This is a genomic window from Streptomyces hilarionis, assembly GCF_024539675.1.
GTDB lineage: Bacteria > Actinomycetota > Actinomycetes > Streptomycetales > Streptomycetaceae > Streptomyces > Streptomyces hilarionis.
Genome location: NZ_JAHHIT010000517.1, coordinates 1 through 375, shown reverse-complemented (window position 1 = coordinate 375; position 375 = coordinate 1). Strand labels below are relative to the sequence as shown.

Genomic DNA, 375 nt, shown 5'->3' with positions numbered 1-375 from the left:
CCCCCTCGCGGTCCCTCTGGTGATCAATCAGGAACGGGTGGTCTTTATCGATGAGGATGTTCGAGTCGGCCTGCCCTCAACCCTGACGGGCAAGCTGCGCGTGCAATCAACCGGCGGCTCGCTGTACCTGCGAGCGTCGGAAGCCATTGCACCGACCCGACTGCAACTGCAATCGGTCACGACGGGCGAGATTATCCTCCTGGATATCGCGGCCACTCCCGGCGATCAACCGCTGGAGCCCGTACGTATTCTCAAGAATGCTCAGGGGCAAGCTACCGAGGCTGAATCTAGCGCCGTCCCTGTTCCAGAACGCACACCGATCCCGGTCGCTTTGACGCGCTACGCCGCGCAAAGCCTGTACGCGCCGCTGCGCAC

Annotated in this window: 1 protein-coding gene; it reads left to right on the top strand. The window is 62.7% G+C overall.

All coding sequences use genetic code 11. The annotated features are described in order from the left end of the window. Positions 1–19: 19 nt before the first annotated feature. A partial coding sequence (locus tag KMS84_RS44100) for a TIGR03749 family integrating conjugative element protein (protein WP_256921435.1) occupies positions 20–375 on the top strand: 356 nt, incomplete at its 3' end.